Origin of the sequence: Catenuloplanes atrovinosus (genome assembly GCF_031458235.1) — a bacterium.
GTDB classification, from domain to species: Bacteria; Actinomycetota; Actinomycetes; order Mycobacteriales; family Micromonosporaceae; genus Catenuloplanes; species Catenuloplanes atrovinosus.
The window spans coordinates 7951979-7971488 of sequence record NZ_JAVDYB010000001.1 but is presented as its reverse complement, the minus strand read 5'-3'; the positions used below and the strand labels follow the sequence as shown (position 1 = coordinate 7971488).

Sequence of the window (19510 nt, the reverse complement as noted above, 5' to 3'; positions counted from 1 at the left end):
CCTCGCTCGCAGACATTCCTCAGCGCGACCTGGGAGACTGTGCCGGTGAATCCGCAGTACTCGGGCCCCCCTCCCGCATATACCGGTCATCCCGGATATTCCGCACCTCCGCCGGTGCTGGCCCCGTTCGTCGACCGCCTCGTGGCGTACCTCGTCGACGGCCTCATCCTCGGCGCGATCGCGATGGTCTACACGATCCCGCTGGTCATCTACGTCACGTCGCAGGCCGTGGCGCTGGCCGGCCCGGACGGCACCGGCGACCCGGCGGCCGTCCCCGGCTACGTCGCCTCGGTCCTGATCTCGACCGGCGTCGCGTTCGTGCTGGGTACGCTGCTGAGCTACCTCTACCATGTCGAGTTCGTGCTCAAAAGCGGCCAGACACCGGGGAAGCGGTTCATGAAACTGCACATCGTGCGCCTCGGGCAGCTGCCCGGCCAGGGGATCGGCCGCGGCGACGCGGCGAAGCGCTGGGGCGCGACCCTCGGCCTGAACCTGGTGCCCTTCGGTGCGTACCTGGACGGCCTGTGGCAGCTCTGGGACAAGCCGTACCAGCAGTGCCTCCACGACAAGGCCGCCGCGACCACGGTGGTTAAGGTTTCTCCGGTGAGCACAGCGATGCCCGGCGGGGTGTTCCAGTGAGCGACATCGCCCCCGGCTGGTACAAGGACCCGGCGGATCCGGCCACGCAGCGGTGGTGGGACGGCGAGGGCTGGATCGGTGCGCCGCTGCCGGCGGACGCGACGCCGCCCGACGGCCCGCCGCCACCGGAGCCCGCGCCCGCACCGCCCGCGCCGGCCGCCGGCGTCGACGGCACGCCCCCGGCCCGGGACGGCGGGCCGCACGGCTGGCCGGTGGACCGCACGGCCGTACCTCCGCGGCACTCCCCCGTCCCGACGCCGCCACCGCCCGGCTGGCCGCACGGCGCACCGCCGCCCGCCGGCTGGCCGCAGGGTGCGCCCCCGCCCGGCTGGCCGCAGGGTGCGCCCCCGCCGCCCGGGTGGCCGCACGGCGCGCCGCCGCCGCCCGGCTGGGCACCGGCGCCGGTGATGCCGCACGGGATGGCGCTGGCCGGGTACGGCGCCCGGTTCGTGGCCCGGCTGATCGACCTGGGCGTGCTGCTGGTGCTCGTGCTGATCGCCAACTCGTGGTTCCTGGTGCAGTACTTCCAGGAGCTCCAGGCGTACCTGCCGCAGGTCAGCGAGTACCTGGCCGCGGCCGAGCGCGGTGAGAACCCGGCGGTGCCGGCCGCCTCCGACCGGTTCAGCTTCCTCCAGCTGGCGATGCTGGTGGTGACCGCGATGGTGTGGTTCGCCTACGAGGTGCCGCAGATCGCGAACAGCGGCCAGACCGTGGGCAAGCGGCTGATGGGCATCAAGGCCATCGGGCTGCAGGACGGCGCGACGCCCGGCTTCATCCGCGCGTTCCGCCGGTGGAACCTCTACGGCGTCGCCACGCTCTTCTGGTCCTGCTGCGGCATCGGGCTCCTCTGGCAGCTGCTGGACGGGCTCTCGCCGCTGTTCGACCGGCACCTGCAGCGCGCGTGGCACGACCGCGTCGCGCAGACCGTGGTGGTCCAGCTGCCCCGAGACGCGTCGGGCGCTCCCCTACCCGCGGGGCGGCCCGGGACGAACCCCGCGCGGCCACCGGCCGATCCCGGCGGCCGCACCGACACCACCGGAGGTGACCGATGACCCGGCTGACCCGCGCCGATCTGGACGCGATCCCGGCGTACGTGCCCGGTCGCAGCCCCGCCGACCTGGCCCGCGACCTGGGCATGACGGAAGCGATCAAGCTCGCCAGCAACGAGGTGCCGTTCGGTCCGCTGCCCGGCGTGGTGGAGGCGATCACCGCGGCCGCCGCGGGCACCCACCGCTACCCGGACCTGGCCGCGGTCGAGCTGCGGGACCGGCTGGCCGCGCGGTACGGCGTACCGGCCGACCGGCTCGTCACCGGGTGCGGCTCCGTGGCGCTCTGCGAGAACCTGGCGCGCGCCACCTGCCTGCCGGGCGACGAGATGATCTTCGCGTGGCGCTCGTTCGAGGCGTACCCGATCGTGGCCGCGGCGGTCGGCGCCACCGCGGTCCGGGTGCCGAACACGCCCGGCCACGGCCACGACCTGACCGCGATGGCCGCCGCGATCACCGGCCGGACCCGGCTGGTCTTCGTCTGCAACCCGAACAACCCGACCGGCACCGCGCTGCGCCGCACGGAGATCGACCGATTCCTAGACGCGGTGCCGGAGACCGTGCTGGTGGTGCTGGACGAGGCGTACCGGGAGTTCGCCACGGACCCGGACGTGCCGGACGGCATCGACACCTACGCGGACCGGCCGAACGTGGCGGTGCTGCGCACGCTCTCCAAGGCGTGGGGCCTGGCCGGGCTGCGGGTCGGCTTCCTGGTCGCGGCGCCGGAGGTGGCGGCCGCGGTCCGCAAGGTGACCACGCCGTTCTCCACCAGCCTGCTGGCCCAGGCCGCCGCGCTGGCCGCGCTGGCGCAGGAGGACGAGGTCCGCCGCCGCTGCGCGCTCGTAGTCGGCGAACGCGACCGGCTCGCGGTGGAGCTGCGCAAACTCGGCCAGGACGTGCCGGAGAGCCAGGCCAACTTCGTCTGGCTGCCGCTCGGCGACCGCGCCGCCGCGTTCGGCGCCGCGTGCGAGGCGCGCGGCGTGATCGTCCGCCCGTTCCAGGGCGACGGCGTGCGCGTCACGGTCGGCACCGAGGCGGAGAACGACGCGTTCCTCGCCGCCGCGGCCGACGCGCTCTGACATCGGGGACCCGGCGCCCGCCCGCGGGCGCCGGGACGGGCCGTCAGGAGACCGCGACCGCCACGCCCTCGCCCGCGAAGTAGTAGTCCTTGTCCTCCGCGGTCTCCGTGGACTCCGGCTTCCGCCGCACGGCGATGACCAGGCCGTCCGTGGCGTACGCGGTACCGGGCGTCCAGTGGCGCTCCTGCTTCGGCTCGCCGCGCGTGCTCGGCACCCCCCACGCGAAGAGCGAGAGCTCGGTGCCGGTCGCCGCGTCCAGCGTGATCAGCCGGCTCTCCGCGTTGAACAGGTGCACGCGGCTCGGCTGCACGGCCAGCACCCGCAGGTCCCGGTCCCACTCCCGGCCCGGCCAGGACCAGACCCGCGCGCCGGTGACCAGGTTGTACGCGGTCGCGGTCCGGACGCCGTCGGTGGTGTAGACGAGCTCGCCGAGCACCTTCGACCCGGGCGGGTCCGCGACCGGCGCGGCGCGCACGCCGTCCTCGGCGAACCGGTACGCCTTCCCACCGGCCCGGACCAGCGCGCAGGACGACGCGCCGAGCCGGCAGGAGTCCGCGGTGACCTCGCCGTCCGCCGCCCACGCCCGGCCGGGGCCGCCGGCCGCCAGGTCGTACAGCGTCAGGCCGGTCGCGGTGCGGCACGCGTACCCGCCGCTCGCGGTGGTGAAGCCGGCCGGCCCGCAGGCCGCGGCGATCGGGCTCCGCTCCCGGCCGGTGGCGGCCTCGAAGACACGGACCGCGTCCGCGCCGCGCACCACGACCAGGTCGGCGCCGGCCGAGTCGGTGGCGGTGTAGAGGTCGGCCGGCGTCCAGACCAGTTCCTCGCCGGTGCGGCGCGGGGTGGCCGGCGTCGCGTCCGGCGCCGGCTGCGGGCCGGGCGCCCGCCAGGCGATCCGGCCGGTGCTCGCGCGGATGCCGACCAGTTCGCCGTCCGTCCAGCGGCTGATCACGACGCCGCCGGACTCGACCACGCCGAGCACGCTCTGCGGCCAGCGCCGGAAGGTCCAGGCCGGGGTCCGCTCGGTCCGCGCCGCGGCCGGCGTGTCCGCGCGCACCTGACGGTCGCTCGCGTAGACCCGGATGTCGCCGTCCACGATCAGCGGCGCCGAGTAGAGCAGCCCGGCGGTGCCGGTCTTCCGCTCGATCGGCGCGGCGTTCGCCACCGGCGTCACGGTCAGCACCTCGGCCGGTGGGAGCACCCGGACGACCGCGACCACCCCGAGCCCGGCCAGCACCAACGCCGCCAGCGACGCCTGCCACCACACGGCCCGACTCTTCTTCCCCGCCTCCTCACGCACGCCGAGAACCCTACCGTGGCCGCGCCGCCGCCTCCTGTCGCACCGCGACCACTCAGCGCGTCCGGCGGACCCCGGCGGCCGGTCAGCGGTTCGCGGAGATCGGGCGGGCCGCGATCGCGAGGTCGTGCAGGTCCTGGCGGAGCGCGCCCTCGGACACCATGGCGGCCAACCCGCCGAGCAGCAGCGCGAGCAGCCGTCCGCCGGGCGCCAGCGGCGTGCCCTCCTGCACCACCGTGACCGCGGTCTCACCCCGGTGCCGGCCGTCCTCGACCGGCGCGAACGTGTACGTCATCCGGTAGTCCGCGCCGATCCCGGGCGAGCTGACCACGAATCGCGCACCCTCGTCGTACTCCTCGACCCGGAACTCCTCGGTCACGCGCGCGCCGTCCGGCATGTGCCGCGTCTCCCGCCAGACCGACCCGGCCCGCAGCCGGCCCGGCGTGAGCACCTCCACCTCGTCGACCGTGGAGAGCCAGGCGGCACGGTGCGCGAGATCGGTGAAGACCGCCCACACGCGCGCGGCGGGCGCCTGGACCAGCTGGGTGACCGCGATGGTCGACATGAGCGCCCCCGACCGATGTGAATCTGCCTACTGCCGCAGAGTAACGGGGCGGTCACGACCGTGGGTGGGCATTTCCACCATCGGTCAATTGAAGCCGCCATCCACCAGGCCGAATCGGATCAGATCGGTCAGCGGGTCGATCACCGCCGCCGTGCCGAACCCTTCCCAGAGCGGCCGCGGCTCCTCCCTCCGCACGCGCACCGGCTCGATCAACCGCACCGGGTCGGTGGCGGCCAGCGCCTCGGCCACGTCCGCCACCTCGCCGCCCTCCACCGCTAGCAGCGTCGCGACCAGCACGTTCAGGAAGCCGTGGTGCACGAAGCCGGTCTCCGGGTCCGCGCTGCGCAGCGCGTGGTGCGGCCCGGCCGTGAGCTTGAACGGCAGGTCCCGCTCGCGGCAGGCGCAGATCACGGCGGCCAGCTCGACCGGCGTCGGGAACAGCTCGGCGGCCAGCCCGCCGGTGCGGAACTTCGCGCCGACCGGTGCACCGGCGGCCCGCGCGGAGGCCACCGTGTCCAGCGCGCCGAGCAGGCCCCAGCTGAGCGGGATCTCCGCGTATCCGCGCGGGGCGGCACCGGAGGCCAGCGCGCGGATCAGGCGGTGCAGGCCCGGCTGCGGGTCCTCGCCGCGCTTCGCGACCGCGACCTCGATGTGGCGCACGGCGAAGTGCGACTCCAGCCGGTCGCGCACCGCGAGGTAGCCGTCCAGGCCGGTGTCCGCTATCACGGCGATCTCCGGCCGGTCTGCGCCGGGCAGCGGGGCGGGCAGCACGGAGACCGCGGTGGCGGGCAGCAGCAGCGGGCCGACCAGCGCCGAATACCACCCCGAGAGGTGCTCACGGTGAACCGACGCGGCGTCGGTGATCGCGGCGGCGTCGAGCGGCGAGGTGCCGCCGGAGACCAGCGCCGCGTCATCCACCAGGCCCGCGAGCAGCGGCGGTATCAACCCGGGCGGCACGGCATTGAACCTAATGGAAGCCTCGATCGACCGACAAGGGCATCGCGGTCACGAGCGGCGGGCGCGCAGGATGATGATCAGCTCCGCGATCACGCCGGCCGCGATCGACAGCGCCAGCGGCCAGGGCGTGCCGATCACCGCGTAGGCCAGGATGAACGCGGGCATGGCGCCGGTCGCCACCAGCGCGATCATGAGCGATCGCTCCGTGCGCAGCAGCCGCGGGAAGCGCTCCCGCACCACCCGGGGCACCTGGGCGAGGTAGATCGCCATCGCGATCGCACCGAGCACGGTCAGCGTGACCGCGGCGAACCGGGACAGCGGCTCGTCCACCGCGGCGCAGAACGCGACCAGGATCGCCACGATCAGCGCGCCGGTGCCGCCGGCCAGCAGCGTCCGGTGCAGCGTCTCGTCCGTGGTGCGGCCGAGCGTCTGGGTGGCGGTCTCCCGCGTCCGCGGGTCGAACGCGACCGGCTCGTCCTGCGCGGCCTCGGCCGCGAGCCCGGCCAGCGCCCGCGCGTACCGCCGCTGCTCCAGCCGCAGCAGGCCGGAGTCGCCGCCGGCCTGCTCCAGGTCCGGGTTCAGCCGGATCGCCTCCCGGTAGGCGCGCTCGGCCAGGTCGAACTGGTGCAGCCGGGCCGCGACCACCGCGAGCACCAGGTGGCTCTCCGGCTCGGTCGGCGCCAGCGTCACCGCGTGCCACGCCGTGTCCAGCGCCACCTGGCCGTTGCGCGTCTCGCTGAGCAGCGCGGCGCCGGTGCGCTGCGCGTACGCCTCCTGCGGGCCGATCTGGATGATCTGCTCCGCGACCTGGGCGGCCTCCGCGAAGCGGTGCAGCTCGACCAGCGCGATACCCCGCACCACCAGCGGCGCCACCTGCCCGGGCGCGGACTCGACCGCCTGGTCCGCGCTCACCAGCGCGTCCGCCGGGCGGTCGGTGACCAGGTAGACCCGGGCCAGCATGGCGCGCGCCCAAGAGTCGTCCGGCTCCAGCGCCAGCGCGGCCTCCAGCTCGGCGATCGCGTCCGGGTAGGCCTCCAGGTCGGCGAGGAGCGCGGCACGCTGCACGTGCTCGCTGGCGCTGACGGTCTCGGAGCCCTCGTCGGGCGTACGGTCGGGGGCGGCGTCGCTCGGCACGCCCCCGAGCTTAGGCGAGCGCCTCCAGCCCGTCCGTCCCGTCCACCGGCCGGAACCGGTCCGTCACCGGCCGGGCGCGGGGCGGTAGACCATGGCGACCGCGATGGCGGCCAGGCCCTCGGCGCGGCCGGTCAGGCCGAGCCCGTCCGTGGTGGTTCCGGAGACGGTCACGGTGGCGCCGGCCGCGTCGCCGAGCACCCGCTGCGCCTCGGCGCGGCGCTTGCCGATCTTCGGCCGGACGCCGATCACCTGGATCGAGACGTTGCCGATCTCGTAGCCGGCCGCGCGCACGCGGGCCGCGGTCTCGGTGAGCAGCGCGACCCCGGAGGCGCCGGACCACTCCGGCCGGTCGGTGCCGAAGTTGGCACCCAGGTCGCCGAGCCCGGCCGCGGAGAACAGCGCGTCACAGGCGGCGTGCGCGGCGACGTCGCCGTCGGAGTGCCCGGCCAGGCCGGTGTCGCCGGGCCAGTGCAGGCCCGCGACCCAGCAGTCCCGCCCCGCCTCGAACGCGTGCACGTCGGTCCCCACGCCCACCATCGGAATGATCACGTGGTGGATCCTGCCGCACGGGTCAGCAGGTACTCCGCGAGCACCAGGTCGATCGGGCGGGTGATCTTCATGGCGTGGTCCGAGCCGGGCACGCAGACCACGCGCTCGCCCAGCTTCTCCACCATGCCGGCGTCGTCGGTGTGCGCGGCGACCGCGGCCGCGTGCGCGGCGGCGAGGAGGTCTTGGCGGAAGCCCTGCGGCGTCTGCACCGCGCGGAGCGTGGACCGGTCGACGGTGCCGAGCACGGTCCCGGACGCGTCGACCTCCTTGATCGTGTCGACCACCGGCAGCACCGGGATCACCGCGCCGGCGCCCGCCCGCACGGCCTCGGCCACCGATTCCACCAGTTCGGCCGGGGCCAGCGCCCGGGCCGCGTCGTGCACGAGCACGACCTCCACATCAGCGGGTACGGCGGAGAGCGCGGCCGACACGGAGGACTGCCGGTCGGCGCCGCCGGGGACGACCGTCACCTCGGCGACCGGCGCCAGCAGCTCGCGCACGAACGTCACGTCCGCGGGCGGCGCGGCGACCACGATCAAGCGCACCCCGCGCGCGGCGGCCACCCGGCGCACCGCGTGCACCAGCAGCGGCTCGCCGCCGAGCAGACGCAGCGCCTTGGGGCCGCCCGGGCCGAGCCGGACACCGGCGCCGGCGGCCGGAACGAGGACCGCGACGTCACCGCGCGGGTCAAGGTGCGCGGTCACGTCGCGGTCCTGTCGTTTATCAGGGTGGAGCGGTCGTTCATCGGGCAGGCGCTGATCGGGTGCGGATCAGGCCTCGGTGAGGACCTTGTCGAGGAGGGTCTCCGCCTCGTCCTTGGTGCTCTTCTCCGCGAGCGCCACCTCGCCGACGAGAATGTCCCGAGCCTTCGCCAGCATGCGCTTCTCACCGGCGGACAGACCCCGCTCGCGCTCGCGACGCCACAGGTCGCGGACGACCTCGGCGACCTTCAGCGGGTTGCCGGAGGCCAGCTTTTCCAGGTTTGCCTTGTAGCGCCGCGACCAGTTGGTCGGCTCCTCGGTGTGCGGGGCGCGGAGAACGTCGAAGACCTTGCCGAGGCCCTCTTCTCCGACCACTTCACGCACACCGACGATCTCGGCGTTCTCAGCGGGAACCCGCACCGTCAGGTCACCCTGAGCGACCCTGAGGACGAGGTAGAGCTTTTCCTCGCCCTTGACGACCCGAGTCTCGATAGCCTCGATGAGTGCGGCCCCGTGGTGGGGGTAAACAACGGTCTCGCCGACACTGAAAACCATAGGTTCGAAACCCCTTTCGCTGTGTCTAGCGTAACACGGTCGGACACCGATGTCCCACCCCGACCCTGACCATTTGCGCAGCTCAGACACCCTGTGAAAGGTCTTTCTCGGGCTTGACAGCGCGCCATTCAGATGATTCGCTGACGCAGCGTAACCAATACATCACCGGCCTGCGGCGGCGGTCGAGATCGACAGTCGCTAAGGCCGGACGAATCAGCACGTCTGGATCGAGCTACCCCATCCGGGACGAATCGGAGCACCGGCGGCGGTCCGAGCGGCTCGGCTGAGGCGAGAAAATCTTGGCCAGAAAAACTTGCACGGTCTTGCAGGAAGGTCGTGGCTCCAACGATGCGGCGGCCCCATTCTATCGCCGATGGCCACCCCGCGCCCCACTGGCGGTGAACGCTCGGGTGCGAGACGCTATAAGCCGGACCCCGAGCCACTTCCGGCGGGCGGTCAGGGGGTGCAGATGAGCACGCGTGGCGGCAACGGCGACGTTCCTCCTCCGGACGACAGTGACCTGCCGGAACTGCCTCCCGAGTGGCGATCGATAGTCATACCGGACGACGCCTCCGCGCTCGCCGACGAGGCCGCGGCCGTGCGCCGCGAACTGCGCGAGCGGCAACGGTCCTCCCCGCCCGTTCCGCGGGTGAGCCGCCGCACGTTCCTGGGCCGCCTGCTCACCCCGCCGCACGAGGCCGCGCTCCGCATCCCGCTGGTCATCATGGGCATCGCCATCATCACCACCCTCACCAGCCTGTTCCTGGTCAGCTGGCTCGGCCAGCCGCGCACGCCCACCGCGCAGCGCACGCCCGCCGGCCAGACCCCCACCTCGGGCCGGACGCTCCCCGCGCTCGACCTGGTCGCGGAGGACGGAAGCAGCACGCCGCTGCGGGGCCTGCTCCCGGCGGTGTTCGTGATCACCGACGGCTGCGCCTGCGACCGCCTGCTGCAGGAGACGCTGCGCGCCACGCCCCCCGGCGTCCGGGTGATAGCCGTGAGCCGGGCGCCCGCCTCCGGCCCACCCGGCGGCCCCGCCCCCGGCGTGCTGCACCTGCTCGACCAGGCCGGCTCGCTCCGCGCGGTGTCCGACCTCCCCGAGCCGGCCGGCGGCGGCGCCGTGCTGCTGGTCGACGAGCGCAACGAGATCCTCCGCACCATCCCGTCCGCCACCACCGCCGACGAATACCGCGGGACGCTCGAACAACTCGCGTAGGCCCTCGCCCGCTACGCCGGGCGAAGACTTCCCAACTCGATCTTCCCGCTTCCGGCGTGGTGCGGCCCGCATGCTCCCGCGGGCCAACCTCGCGGCGGCCTCCGCCGCCGCTCCGGACGCCGCGTCGGAGCCGGTCCCGCCGCCGGTCACCGTGCCACGCCACCTGCGCGGCAGGCACTACCCGGCCGCGCCGCCCGGCCGTCTCGCCCGAGGAACGATCCCGCCCGCCCTGCCGAGCGGTCCGAGAGCCATGACCTGCGCGAACCCCGCATGGTCACAATGGGTCCTCGGCGGCACGTCGACGACGTCCCCCGCCAGAGCTACGCGCACATGCCCGCTGCGTGGTGACGATCCTGATCCATGAAGTCCATAGCGTTTGCGGTGTCAGGAACGACAACACCGCAAACGCTGGGAGAAGCGATGTTCCGCCACTTCAAGACCTCCGCTGTGCTCGCCATGGTCGCCGTCGCCGCCGCCGGTGCCGCGATCGCCGGTCAGGCCACACCCGCCGGGGCCGCGGTCGCCGGTCAGGCCACACCCGCCGAGAGGTCGATCGACGTCGGCGGCAAGTCGGTTCACGTGTCCTGCTCCGGTGTGCAGCAGAAGCACAGGCCGGTCGTCGTCCTGATGGCGGGTCTCGGTGACGGTACGGACCGGATGGCGGCGTTGCAGCAGGCGTTGAGCCGGTCGAACCGGGTGTGCTCCTACGACCGCCTCGGTGAGGGGCGCAGCGACCAGCCCGACCGGCCCCAGACCATCGACAGCACCGGTGCGGTGTTGACCAAGGTGATCGGGACGGTGTCCGGTGGCAGGCCGGTCGTGCTGGCCGGGCACTCGCTGGGCGGGCTGATCGCCGCGCGTTACGCGCCGGACCACAAGCGTGAGGTCTCGGGGGTCGTGCTGATGGACGCCACCTCACCGACGATGATGGCCGACGTCGAGCGGGCGATTCCGGAGTCAGCCACCGGCTTCGGGGCGGAGCTGCGGGCGCAGACGCTGGCCGTGTTCCGCGGGGAGAACCCGGAGCGGCTGGTGATCGGTGACGGGCCGGTGCGGTCCGCGGGGGACATCCCCGTCGAGGTCGTCCAGCACGGCAAGCCCTACCTCGCTGAGGTGCCGGAGTACGGGGCCGCCCTGGAGCAGGCGTGGGGAGCGGGGCAGCGTGCGTGGCTCGGGCTGTCGTGCCGCGCCGACTTCCGCACCGCCGCCAATAGTGGTCACTACATCTACCTCGACGAGCCCGAGGTCGCCGTGCAGGCGGTGCAGCGCGTGGTGACGAAGGCCTCGCGCAGGTAGCCGACCGAGCGGTCTTCATCATGGGGACACATGGACGTACACGGACTGCCGGACAACGAGATCCGCGGTGGGATCGAGACCTGGAACGACGGCCCCAGGCCCTACGTCCGGACCACAACCGCCGACCAGATCCTCGAACCCATCACCCCATGGTGCACCCGCGGCAACGGCTCACGACACTAGGCCAGTTCCAGGAGCACGGCGTAGAGCGTCAGGCCCGGGCCGAACGCGAGCGCCAGCACCCGGCGCGGCGGCTCGGGGCGGCGGCGGAGCGCGTCCAGGATCAGCAACACGGTCGGCGAGGAACAGTTGCCGTACGTGGCCAGCACCTCACGCGACGCGGCCAGTGCGGACGGTTCCAGCTCCAGTTGCCGCTCCACCGTGTCCAGGATGCGCGGGCCGCCCGGGTGCACGGCCCAGCCGTCCACGTCCGCGACGGTCAGGCCGTGGACGGAGAGCAGGTCGTCGACCATCGGGCGGACGTGCCGGGACAGCACCTGCGGCACCCGGGCGGACAGGCCCATCCGGAAACCCAGGTCGGTGACCTGCCACGACATGTGGTCCGCGGTCGTCGGGTCGGTCACGGCGGCGACCTCGCGCACGGCGTACCCACGCAGGTTCCGCTCCTCCGGCCGCAGCACCACGGCCACGGCCGCGTCGCCGAAGAGCGCGTGCGAGACCACCTGCTGCGTCTCCAGCCGGGCCGCGGGCGGCTGGATGTGCAGGCTGGGCAGTTCCGCGCAGAGCAGCAGCGCCGGGCGGCCGCGCGCGGTCACGAAGTCGGAGACCGCGCCGAGCCCGGGGAGCGCGGCGTAGCAGCCCATGTGGCCGACGAACAGCCGCTGCGTGCGCGGTGACATGCCCAGGTCGCGGGCGAGCAGGATGTCCAGGCCCGGCGTGGCGTACCCGGTGCAGGAGCAGACCGCGAAGAGGCCGACGTCCGCGGCGTCCAGTCCGGACGAGGTGAGCGCGCGTTCGACCGCCTCCTTGCCGAGCGGCAGCGCCTCCTCCTGGTAGCGGCGCATGCGCTGCTCGGTCGACCAGCCGGAGACGTCCTCGGTCATCGGGTTGACCGCGGCCTGACGGGTACGCACGCCGGAGTTGGCGAAGATCTGTTCCGCGATCGCGGCGACCCGGCCCTGGTAGTGCGCGGCGAAGTAACCGGTCCACAGCTCGTCCTGATTGGCGGACGGCGGCAGCGCCACGCCCATCCCACCGATGATCACCACTCTTTTCGCCCCAATCCCTGGTAGGCAACGGCGGTCGACCTGATCGGGCGCATGCGGGGGGCACGGACCGGCGGCCGGCGGCCAAGCAGCCAGCCGGCGAGCGCGGGCAGGCCCGGTCGGATACCCCGGATTCGCAGCCGTACACCGTGTGTGGCGCAGAGCGCAGTGAGCCGCGCGGGATCCACATAGAAGCGCGGGTCGTGGATGCCGCGCGCCCGCGGCACCAGGAACTCGGCGATGGTGATGGTGACCAGCCGGCTCAGGAACGTGTCGTTCAGCGTGTCCAGCACCAGCAGGCCGCCCGGGCGCAGCACCCGGCACAGCTCCGCGACCGTGGCGGCCAGGTCCGGCACGTGCTCCAGCAGCTCGCCCGCGACCACCACGTCCGCGACCGCGTCCGGGAACGGCAGCCGGGCCGCGTCCGCCCGGACCGGGAGCACGCCCCGCGCGGCGGCCTGGGCGAGCGCGGCCGCGCCGAGGTCCACGCCGACGTGCCGGTAGCCGTACCCGTCCAGGTGCGGGGCGAGCAGGCCGGCGCCGCAGCCCACGTCGATCAGCAGCGCGCCGTCCCGCGACGCCGGCGGGATCAGCGTGGCCCGCGCCGCGGCCAGCCAGTGCAGCAGCTCGAAGAGACCGCCCGGACGCCACCACTCCCCGGCGAGTACGTCGTACTGCCGGGGGTCGTTGCGCGCCGCTGTCCGGGGCGGGCTCATCCGTCGAGCCTGGCACGACTCGGCGGGAAGGGCCAGACTCACCGTCTATGGCCCTCCGAGGTTTCTTCCGCGCCGCCCACCCCGAGCCCGGGCTCGCCGTCACCGCGGTCACCGCGTTGCTGGCGGCCGGCGCCGGGCACTCGCTCGCCGGCGGTGCGCTGGTCACCGCCACCGTGCTGGCCAGCCAGGCCGCGGTGGGCTGGAGCAACGACTGGCTCGACGCGACGCGGGACCGGACCGTGGGACGCGCGGACAAGCCGGTCGCCACCGGCGCGGTGAGCCGCACCGCGGTGGGCGTGGCGGCGCTGGTGTCCGCGCTGGCCGTACCCGCGCTGGGTCTTCTGACCACGCTGCCGGCCGCGGCCTGCATCACGCTGGCGCTGGTCTCGGCCCTGCTCTACAACGCGCCGCTGAAGCGGACGCCGCTGTCCGTGCTGCCCTATGTGGTCTCGTTCGGCGCGCTGCCCGCGTTCGTGGTGCTGGCGCTGCCCGGCGCGCCCGCGCCGCCGCCGTGGCTGGTCGTGGCCGGTGGGCTGATCGGCGGCGGTGCGCACTTCGCCAACGTGCTGCCCGATCTGGAGGACGACCTGACCACCGGGGTACGGGGCCTGCCGCACCGGCTCGGCGCGACCGCGTCCCGGATCGCCGCGGCCGCGCTGCTGCTCGGCGCCACCGTGACGCTCGCGTTCGGACCGCCCGGCCCGCCGTCCTGGGTGGGCACGGCCGCGGTGGTGGTGGCCGCCGTGACGCTGCCCGCGGGCTGGCTGGCCGGACGCGCCGCCGCCGCGCGTGGGCGCCGCTCGCACGCCGCGTTCCGGTCCGTCATCGCGGTCGCGCTGATCGACGTGATTCTGCTGGTCGTCGGCGGTTCGGTGGGGTGAGCGCCGGGCAGTTGGCGGGTCGGCTCACGTAGCCGATCACGGCCAACTAGGCTGAAGCCCGGCCAGCTCGCGTTCTGGTAGTTCGAGGAGGACCGACGTGACGCGCTCGATGACGGTAGGCCGCCGGGCGGTGCGCCTCGCGGTGGGTGCCGCCGCGGTCGCGCTGGCGGTGACCGGATGCAGTGCCGGGCAGATCGCCGAGACAGCGATGAAGGCGCCGTCGGTCGCGACCGTGTCCGCCGACTCCACGGACGGAAAGCTGGCGGTCCGCGGGCTCGCCGTGGCGTACGAGGGCGTCGAGGGCTACCCGGCCGGTGGCAACGCGCCGCTGCACGTGACGCTGATCAACCAGCGGGCGAACCCGCTGACCGTCACGATCGACGTCGCCGCTCCGGCGGACGGCGCGGACCCGACCGCCACCTCGGCGCGCGCGGTGCAGATCGTGGCCGGCGAGACCGCGACGACGGCCCCGACCCCGGCCGCCGAGTCGCCGTCCGCGACCGGATCCCCCGCCGCGCCCGAGTCGCCGGAGACCACGGAGTCGCCGACCGGCCAGCAGGCCGAGCCGAACACGGCCTCCTCCGCCTCGGAGGACGAGGGCGGCCAGGAGCAGAACGCGGAGCCGAACGCGTCGGTCCCGGCCTCGCCGTCCGCGGGCACCGGCAGCCCGTCGCCGTCCCAGACCTCCTCCGCCCCGGTCTCCGGCCGCGCGGCGACCGTGCAGATCCCGGCGAACGGCTCGGTGGTCTTCTCGCCGGAGAGCGCGGAGCGGCTGATGCTGATCGGCCTGGCCGGGGCGCTGCGCAGCGGCATGTCGGTCACGCTGACGTTCCAGGCCACCGAGGGCGGTAGCGCCAGCCCGCTGCTGACCGTGGTGACGCCGGTGGACATCCCGCTGACGCCGGCGCCGCGCGAGGCGGTCGAGGAAGAGCACCACGAGTAAGGCTGCTCAGGCACGTCCGAAAGGCCCGTCCGGCGCACCGGGCGGGCCTTTCGATTTTGTCGTACCGCGTGGCTACCGTTGCCTGCGTGACCCGACCCATTCCGCGCGGCGCCGCCGCGGCCCGTCCCCGCTCCGGCGGTTCCCGGGAGCCACGCCCGACGTACCAGTGCGATTCCTGCGGGCACCAGCCGCCCAAGTGGGTCGGCCGCTGCCCGGAGTGTGGCGAGTGGGGCTCGGTGATCGAGGCGGCGCCCGGGCCGATGGTCTCCGGCAAGGTGGTCGCCTCCCGCCTGCCCGCCGAGCCGGCCCGGCCGATCTCGCAGATCAGCGCCGCGCCGGCCAAGGCACGCCCGACGCACGTGCCGGAGCTCGACCGGGTGCTCGGCGGCGGCATGGTGCCCGGCGCCGTGGTGCTGTTGGCCGGCGAGCCGGGCGTGGGCAAGTCGACGCTGCTGCTGGACGTGGCGCAGCGCTGGGCCGAGGCGGGCGAGACGCCGTCGCTGGTGGTCAGCGGCGAGGAGTCGGTGAGTCAGGTGCGGCTGCGCGCGGAGCGGATGGGCGCGCTGCACGACCAGCTCTACCTCGCGGCCGAGAGCGACCTCGGCGCGGTCATCGGCCACCTGGATGCCGTCAAGCCGGGCCTGCTGGTGCTCGACTCCGTGCAGACCATCTCCACGGGTGCGAACGAGGGCGTGGCCGGCGGCGTCACCCAGGTCCGCGCGGTCACGGCCGCGCTGGTCAGCCTCGCCAAGGAGCGCAACATCGCGACCGTGCTGGTCGGCCACGTGACCAAGGACGGCAACGTGGCCGGTCCGCGGGTGCTGGAGCACCTGGTCGACGTGGTGCTGCACTTCGAGGGCGACAAGCACTCCTCGCTACGCCTGGTCCGCGGCATCAAGAACCGGTTCGGCGCGGCCGACGAGGTGGGCTGCTTCGAGATGCACGAGGGCGGCATCAACAGCCTGCCCGACCCGTCCGGCCTGTTCCTCACGCGCTACACCGAGCCGGTGCCGGGCACCTGTGTGACCGTCGCCATGGAGGGCCGGCGCGCGCTGGTCACCGAGGTGCAGGCGCTGATCGGCGGCACGGTCGCCGGCTCGCCGCGGCGCACGGTCTCCGGGTTGGACAGCGCGCGCCTGGCCATGGTGCTGGCGGTGCTTCAGCGCCGGGTCGAGCGGCTGACGCTGCACGACAAGGAGGTCTTCGCGGCCACGGTCGGCGGCATCCGGGTGGTCGAGCCCGCGGCCGACCTGGCGGTGGCGCTGGCGGTCGCGTCCGGTGGGCTCAACCTGGCGCTGCACCCGACACTGGCCGCGATCGGCGAGGTCGGGCTGACCGGCGAGGTGCGCCGGGTGGGCGCGGTGCCGCGGCGGCTGGCCGAGGCGGCCCGGCTCGGGTTCAAGTTCGCGCTGGTCCCGCCGGGGTGCGGGCCGGCGTCCACCGGCGTCGCGGCGGACGGCATGCGGGTGGAGGAGGTGGGCGATCTGCGCAGCGCGCTGCAGTGGGCGGCCCGCTTCTCCGCCGAGTGATCGACTACGGAGCGTGATGATAGATCACTGTGTGCCGTTGCGGCCGAACCGCAACGGCGGCCCGTGGATGACGGTCCGTAGACTGTGCGGGTGCCGATCGACCGAGATGCCAGCAGATCCGCTGGCGCCAGCCTGCCCGGGCGCGCCGGCGTGGTCGGCTCACCCGCTCGCGCCGTGACGAACGGATCCCCCGGGCTGAACGGGTCCAGTGCCGCCGGTGACCCGCTCCGGGCCAACCTCGCCCTGATGGCGCCGGGCACCGCGCTCCGCGACGGGCTGGAGCGCATCCTGCGTGGCCGCACCGGTGCGCTGATCGTGCTCGGCTACGACGCGACCGTGGAGGCGATCTGCACCGGCGGCTTCCCGCTGGACGTGGAGTTCTCCTCGACCCGGCTGCGCGAGCTGTGCAAGATGGACGGCGCGGTGGTGCTGTCCAGCGACTGCACGCGCATCGTGCGCGCCGCCGTGCACCTGATGCCGAACCCGGACATCCACACCGAGGAGTCCGGCACCCGGCACCGCACGGCCGAGCGGGTGGCGAAGCAGACCGGCTACCCGGTGATCTCGGTCAGCCAGTCCATGCACATCATCGGGCTGTACGTGAACGGACAGCGCCACGTGCTGGACGACTCCGCCGCCATCCTCAGCCGGGCCAACCAGGCGCTCGCCACGCTGGAGCGGTACAAGCTGCGCCTGGACGAGGTCTCCGGCACGCTCTCCGCGCTGGAGATCGAGGACCTGGTCACCGTGCGGGACGCGGTCGCGGTGGTGCAGCGGCTGGAGATGGTCCGCCGCATCGCGGACGAGATCGCGGGTTACGTGGTGGAGCTGGGCACCGACGGTCGCCTGCTGGCGCTTCAGCTGGACGAGCTGATGGCCGGCGTCGACGCGGACCGCACGCTGGTCATCCGCGACTACCTGCCGACCGGGCGCAAGGCGCGCACGCTGGACGAGGCGCTGGTCGAACTGGATCTGCTCACCGCCGCCGAGCTGATCGACCTGGTCGCGGTGGCGAAGTCGATCGGTTACCCGCCGGCCTCCGACGCGCTGGACGCGCCGGTCAGCCCGCGCGGTTACCGGCTGCTGGCCAAGGTGCCGAGGCTGCCCGGCAGCGTGGTGGACCGGCTGGTCGACCACTTCGGCAGCCTGCAGCGGCTGCTCGGCGCCACCGTCGAGGACCTACAGGCGGTGGACGGCGTCGGCGACGCGCGCGCCCGCAGCGTCCGCGAGGGCCTGTCCCGCCTGGCCGAGGCCAGCATCCTCGAGCGGTACGTGTGACGGAAGGGCCCGGCTCGCGGGCCCTTCCTCAGCTCAGCGTTATGGTCACACCGTTGGTGGTCTGCTGGGACAACCGGCCGAACAGCTGGTAGGTGCCGGCGGCCGGGGCGTCGCCGGCCGGGGACCCGTCGCTGCACTTGGCGGAGGACTTGCCGTTCCAGTTGACGGTGCCGATCGTGGTCTGCTCGCCCGGCGCGAACGTGCGCATGTCCGACGCGCCCGGGTCGGCGCAGGTGTCCGACGACCACACCGTCTCCGCGCCCCGCTTGAGGTATATCTCCTGCTCACGGGAGCCGACGTCGACGGTGCAGGACTGTGTCGAGGAGTTCTTGATGCTCAGCTGGAACTGGAGTCCCGCGCCCCGGGCCGCGCTGGGCTTGTCGGACGCCGCGGTGATGGTGATGGCGCCCTGGGCGCAGCCGCTGCCGCCGACCACGATCCCGTCCGCGCCCGCGGTCGGGAACAGCGAGTCCTCGGGCTGGGGCCGGCCGGCCGAGCCGCCCTCGGGCGCGGGGGCGAACGTCTGGTCCTGGCCGGGTGGGTCGGTGCGCGGCGTCAGCACGGAGGCGCTGGCCGTCGGCGCGGGGGTGGAGTCGGCGTTCGGCGAGCCGGTACCCGCACCCTGGCCGGTCGGCGTGTCGGTGCCGCCGCCTCTGGTGCACGAGTAGGCGATCACCATGACGACGACGAGTATCGCGCCGAGGACAACGGCGCGTCTCCGCCAGTAGACGGCGGGTGGGTGGGGTCCAACCGTCATTCTCATGATGGGGTCACCGTATCGAGCGATGCGCGCTCGGCGGACGCGACGCGCCGTGAGTATCCCTCACAGGTAGGTCTTGCGTTGGTACACCGCATGCGCGCCGGCCACCCTGTCCAGGAACAGCATCCCGGCACAGTGATCGATCTCATGCTGCAACGCGCGCGCCTCGAACCCGTCCGCCGCGAACTTGACGGTCACGCCGCTGCCGGGCAACTGGCCCTCGACCACGAGCCGGCTGGCCCGCTTCACGTCGCCGGTCAGGTCCGGCACCGACATGCAGCCCTCGCGCCCGGGCCGCCAACGGCTCGCCTCCACCACGGTCGCGTTGCACAGCGCGAACGCGCCGTGCACGGTCACCGCCTTGGGGTGCCCGGTCACGTCCACGCAGAAGACCTGGGCGCCCACGCCGATCTGCGGGGCGGCCAGGCCGACGCAGCCGGGCGAGACGCGCATGGTGGCGATCAGGTCGGCGGCGAGCCGTACCACCTCCGGGTCGCGCGGGTCCACTTCGGACCCGGCTCGGCTGAGCACCGGGTCGGGCGCGGTGACCACGGCTCGGACCGCGCCCGGCTCGCCCAGTGACTCGGGCGTCCACCCGGCCAGGTCGTCGATCGGCGCGGTCACAGCAGGTCCGATTCCGCGCGCCGCAGCGTGACCTCGACGTCCAGCCGCTGCCCGACCTCGCGCAGCCGCTCCGCGAGCCGGTCCGCCGCGTCCGGCGGCAGGTCCACCTCCGCGATCAGCAGGTAGAGCGGACCGGTCAGCCGGGTGGTGAGGTCCGTGACGTTGCCGCCCTCCTCCTCGACCACGCGGCAGACGGCCGCGACGATGCCGAGCCGGTCCGCGCCGTGCACGCTCACCAGGTACGGCTCGCCGCGCACCTCGCCGGTGGCCTCCGGCTGCACGGCCCGCACCGTGGCCAGCAGTGCCCCGTCCGCGGTGAGCGGCGCCAGCGCGGCCTCGACCGCGGGCGCGTGCGGGCCGGTGCAGACCAGCGTCATCGCGAAGTGCCCGCGCAGCCTGGTCATGGTGGAGTCGGTGAGGTTGGCGCCGAGGCCGGCCAGCACGCCGGCGACGTCGGCGACGATGCCCGGCCGGTCGTGGCCGATGACGGTGATCGCTAGCTCCTGCACCCGAGCAGTGTCC

At 74.0% G+C, this 19510-nt stretch carries 22 protein-coding genes; 10 read left to right on the top strand and 12 right to left on the bottom strand.

Annotation, left to right across the window (positions count from 1 at the left end):
- Nucleotides 1–114 precede the first annotated feature (114 nt).
- The 3 genes from J2S41_RS35560 to hisC are packed head-to-tail and all read left to right on the top strand — an operon-like array spanning nt 115 to nt 2764.
- Nucleotides 115–639 carry an RDD family protein gene (locus J2S41_RS35560; RefSeq protein ID WP_310374646.1) on the top strand — a complete coding sequence of 175 codons (525 nt, stop codon included), beginning with the start codon at nt 115–117 and terminating at the stop codon, nt 637–639.
- Nucleotides 636–1691, top strand: coding sequence for an RDD family protein (locus tag J2S41_RS35555; RefSeq protein WP_310374644.1), 1056 nt, complete (start codon nt 636–638; stop codon nt 1689–1691). Before J2S41_RS35560 ends, J2S41_RS35555 begins: the two co-directional genes overlap by 4 nt.
- Nucleotides 1688–2764, top strand: a complete 1077-nt coding sequence (gene hisC, locus J2S41_RS35550) for a histidinol-phosphate transaminase (RefSeq protein WP_310374642.1) — start codon at nt 1688–1690, stop codon at nt 2762–2764. The genes J2S41_RS35555 and hisC overlap by 4 nt, the downstream gene beginning before the upstream one ends.
- Nucleotides 2765–2807: 43 nt before the next feature.
- Here hisC and J2S41_RS35545 read toward each other — a convergent pair whose 3' ends face one another.
- The 7 genes from J2S41_RS35545 to J2S41_RS35515 all read right to left on the bottom strand — a co-directional run bounded on the left by J2S41_RS35545 (nt 2808) and on the right by J2S41_RS35515 (nt 8519).
- Nucleotides 2808–4061, bottom strand: a complete 1254-nt coding sequence (locus J2S41_RS35545) for a PQQ-binding-like beta-propeller repeat protein (protein ID WP_310374641.1) — start codon at nt 4059–4061, stop codon at nt 2808–2810.
- A gap of 82 nt (nt 4062–4143) precedes the next feature.
- A complete protein-coding gene (locus J2S41_RS35540) occupies nt 4144–4623 on the bottom strand; it encodes an SRPBCC family protein (RefSeq protein WP_310374639.1) in 480 nt (159 codons plus the stop codon).
- A gap of 84 nt (nt 4624–4707) precedes the next feature.
- Nucleotides 4708–5565: a hypothetical protein gene (locus J2S41_RS35535; protein WP_310376777.1), complete on the bottom strand. Its 858-nt coding sequence runs from the start codon at nt 5563–5565 to the stop codon at nt 4708–4710.
- Between the two features lie 63 nt (nt 5566–5628).
- On the bottom strand, nt 5629–6714 hold the full coding sequence (locus J2S41_RS35530; RefSeq protein WP_310374638.1) for a tetratricopeptide repeat protein: 1086 nt from the start codon (nt 6712–6714) through the stop codon (nt 5629–5631).
- Nucleotides 6715–6777: 63 nt separating this feature from the next.
- Nucleotides 6778–7251 carry a 2-C-methyl-D-erythritol 2,4-cyclodiphosphate synthase gene (gene ispF / locus J2S41_RS35525; protein WP_310376775.1) on the bottom strand — a complete coding sequence of 158 codons (474 nt, stop codon included), beginning with the start codon at nt 7249–7251 and terminating at the stop codon, nt 6778–6780.
- 8 nt (nt 7252–7259) lie between these two features.
- On the bottom strand, nt 7260–7967 hold the full coding sequence (gene ispD, locus J2S41_RS35520) for a 2-C-methyl-D-erythritol 4-phosphate cytidylyltransferase (RefSeq protein WP_310374636.1): 708 nt from the start codon (nt 7965–7967) through the stop codon (nt 7260–7262).
- A gap of 66 nt (nt 7968–8033) precedes the next feature.
- Nucleotides 8034–8519, bottom strand: a complete 486-nt coding sequence (locus tag J2S41_RS35515) for a CarD family transcriptional regulator (RefSeq protein WP_033342403.1) — start codon at nt 8517–8519, stop codon at nt 8034–8036.
- 469 nt (nt 8520–8988) lie between these two features.
- Here J2S41_RS35515 and J2S41_RS35510 point away from each other — a divergent pair, with 469 nt between their 5' ends.
- The 3 genes from J2S41_RS35510 (at nt 8989) to J2S41_RS35500 (ending at nt 11214) form a co-directional block, all read left to right on the top strand.
- Complete coding sequence (locus tag J2S41_RS35510) at nt 8989–9735, top strand: hypothetical protein (RefSeq protein ID WP_310374633.1); 747 nt, start codon at nt 8989–8991, stop codon at nt 9733–9735.
- A 360-nt stretch (nt 9736–10095) separates the two neighbouring features.
- Nucleotides 10096–11031, top strand: a complete 936-nt coding sequence (locus J2S41_RS35505; RefSeq protein ID WP_310374631.1) for an alpha/beta fold hydrolase — start codon at nt 10096–10098, stop codon at nt 11029–11031.
- A 30-nt stretch (nt 11032–11061) separates the two neighbouring features.
- A complete protein-coding gene (locus tag J2S41_RS35500) occupies nt 11062–11214 on the top strand; it encodes a hypothetical protein (protein ID WP_310374630.1) in 153 nt (50 codons plus the stop codon).
- Here J2S41_RS35500 and J2S41_RS35495 read toward each other — a convergent pair.
- Nucleotides 11211–12242, bottom strand: coding sequence for a type III polyketide synthase (locus tag J2S41_RS35495; protein WP_374728213.1), 1032 nt, complete (start codon nt 12240–12242; stop codon nt 11211–11213). The genes J2S41_RS35500 and J2S41_RS35495 overlap by 4 nt on opposite strands.
- 11 nt (nt 12243–12253) lie before the next feature.
- Nucleotides 12254–12973 (bottom strand): methyltransferase domain-containing protein, encoded by a 720-nt coding sequence (locus J2S41_RS35490; RefSeq protein WP_310374628.1) that lies wholly within the window; start codon nt 12971–12973, stop codon nt 12254–12256.
- Between the two features lie 47 nt (nt 12974–13020).
- On the opposite strand from J2S41_RS35490, the gene J2S41_RS35485 reads away from it, so the two are divergent.
- From J2S41_RS35485 to disA, 4 genes are all read left to right on the top strand, one after another.
- Nucleotides 13021–13854, top strand: a complete 834-nt coding sequence (locus J2S41_RS35485; RefSeq protein WP_310374626.1) for a UbiA family prenyltransferase — start codon at nt 13021–13023, stop codon at nt 13852–13854.
- Nucleotides 13855–13951: 97 nt separating this feature from the next.
- Nucleotides 13952–14797: a hypothetical protein gene (locus tag J2S41_RS35480; protein WP_310374624.1), complete on the top strand. Its 846-nt coding sequence runs from the start codon at nt 13952–13954 to the stop codon at nt 14795–14797.
- Between the two features lie 86 nt (nt 14798–14883).
- Complete coding sequence (radA, locus tag J2S41_RS35475; RefSeq protein ID WP_310374622.1) at nt 14884–16326, top strand: DNA repair protein RadA; 1443 nt, start codon at nt 14884–14886, stop codon at nt 16324–16326.
- Between the two features lie 90 nt (nt 16327–16416).
- Nucleotides 16417–17604, top strand: coding sequence for a DNA integrity scanning diadenylate cyclase DisA (gene disA, locus J2S41_RS35470; RefSeq protein WP_310374620.1), 1188 nt, complete (start codon nt 16417–16419; stop codon nt 17602–17604).
- 28 nt (nt 17605–17632) lie between these two features.
- On the opposite strand, the gene J2S41_RS35465 is transcribed toward disA, so the two are convergent.
- The 3 genes from J2S41_RS35465 to J2S41_RS35455 form a co-directional block, all read right to left on the bottom strand.
- A complete protein-coding gene (locus tag J2S41_RS35465; protein WP_310374618.1) occupies nt 17633–18361 on the bottom strand; it encodes a hypothetical protein in 729 nt (242 codons plus the stop codon).
- Nucleotides 18362–18427: 66 nt separating this feature from the next.
- A complete protein-coding gene (locus J2S41_RS35460) occupies nt 18428–18988 on the bottom strand; it encodes a peptide deformylase (protein ID WP_310374616.1) in 561 nt (186 codons plus the stop codon).
- On the bottom strand, nt 18985–19497 hold the full coding sequence (locus J2S41_RS35455) for a glycine cleavage system transcriptional repressor (RefSeq protein WP_310374614.1): 513 nt from the start codon (nt 19495–19497) through the stop codon (nt 18985–18987). The genes J2S41_RS35460 and J2S41_RS35455 overlap by 4 nt, the downstream gene beginning before the upstream one ends.
- Nucleotides 19498–19510 lie beyond the last annotated feature (13 nt).

Coding starts and splice junctions, on each gene's coding strand:
- hisC (WP_310374642.1), top strand. CDS start 1,688: ATGACCCGGCTGACCCGCGCCGATCTGGACGCGATCCCGGCGTACGTG.
- J2S41_RS35540 (WP_310374639.1), bottom strand. CDS start 4,623: ATGTCGACCATCGCGGTCACCCAGCTGGTCCAGGCGCCCGCCGCGCGC.
- ispF (WP_310376775.1), bottom strand. CDS start 7,251: ATGGTGGGCGTGGGGACCGACGTGCACGCGTTCGAGGCGGGGCGGGAC.
- J2S41_RS35515 (WP_033342403.1), bottom strand. CDS start 8,519: ATGGTTTTCAGTGTCGGCGAGACCGTTGTTTACCCCCACCACGGGGCC.
- J2S41_RS35510 (WP_310374633.1), top strand. CDS start 8,989: ATGAGCACGCGTGGCGGCAACGGCGACGTTCCTCCTCCGGACGACAGT.
- J2S41_RS35505 (WP_310374631.1), top strand. CDS start 10,096: ATGAAGTCCATAGCGTTTGCGGTGTCAGGAACGACAACACCGCAAACG.
- J2S41_RS35500 (WP_310374630.1), top strand. CDS start 11,062: ATGGACGTACACGGACTGCCGGACAACGAGATCCGCGGTGGGATCGAG.
- J2S41_RS35495 (WP_374728213.1), bottom strand. CDS start 12,242: ATGGGCGTGGCGCTGCCGCCGTCCGCCAATCAGGACGAGCTGTGGACC.
- J2S41_RS35490 (WP_310374628.1), bottom strand. CDS start 12,973: ATGAGCCCGCCCCGGACAGCGGCGCGCAACGACCCCCGGCAGTACGAC.
- J2S41_RS35485 (WP_310374626.1), top strand. CDS start 13,021: ATGGCCCTCCGAGGTTTCTTCCGCGCCGCCCACCCCGAGCCCGGGCTC.
- J2S41_RS35465 (WP_310374618.1), bottom strand. CDS start 18,361: ATGACGGTTGGACCCCACCCACCCGCCGTCTACTGGCGGAGACGCGCC.